Annotated in this window: 1 pseudogene; it reads left to right on the top strand. The window is 43.6% G+C overall.

The annotated features are described in order from the left end of the window. Positions 1–225: 225 nt before the first annotated feature. A pseudogene (locus tag CH376_RS23940) lies at positions 226–780 on the top strand (transposase); the annotation flags it as partial. Positions 781–856: the final 76 nt, after the last annotated feature.

Genomic DNA, 856 nt, shown 5'->3' with positions numbered 1-856 from the left:
TTTGATGAAAAGACTATTGATACTTACTCGTTTACTATTCTTGCTTTCCTTCATGGCGTGCACAGGAAGTAAAACATTCAAATCACAGCTTCTTGAGATATCATCATTGTTGCAGGAACAAAGGGATAACGTCCTAAAATTTTCGCAGATTTAAGAATGAATGAGAAGGCTCTCCTTGCCGATTGAGTTTGTAGCGATCAAATTCAAAAAAAGGAGAACCCCCCAATGAGGGCAGAAGAAGAAAAAGCGCACCTGAAAGTAATCCAGGTGGATGAGACCCAGCTCAAGAAAGACTTGAGCGAACTCGTAAGAGGCTCAGTGGAAGAAACGCTGAACGCTCTCTTAGATGAGGAAGCGGATAAACTCTGCAAAGCCTCAACGTATGAGAGAAACCCGGATCGAGTAGATACAAGAGCGGGTTCGTATAATAGAAACTTCGAAACAAAAGCCGGAAAAGTAAAGTTAAAAGTTCCGAAACTTAGAACAATTCCGTTTGAGTCGGCGATCATCGATCGATACAAACGAAGGAAGAGTTCGGTAGAAGAAGCTCTCATGGAGATGTATCTCGCTGGAGTTTCTGTTCGGAGAGTCGAGGATATCACCGAGAGCCGCTGGGGAACGAAGGTTTCTCCTTCAACGATCAGCAAACTCAACCAGAAAGTTTTTGTTCAAATCGACGAATGGAGAATCCGTCCGCTTACCGATGAATATCCTTACGTTTACTTGGACGGACTTTACTTGAAGAAGTCCTGGGGCGGAGAAGTTCGTAACGTAGCGATTCGATAGTGTCCTTAAAGTTTCGCACAAATGAGAACTTGAGAAGAGCTCTCCTCACACGATCAAGCCATGAGCTTTA

The organism is Leptospira adleri, from assembly GCF_002811985.1.
Lineage (GTDB): Bacteria > Spirochaetota > Leptospiria > Leptospirales > Leptospiraceae > Leptospira > Leptospira adleri.
The sequence above is the reverse complement of the archived record's forward strand: the minus strand, read 5'-3'. Positions and strand labels throughout refer to the sequence as shown.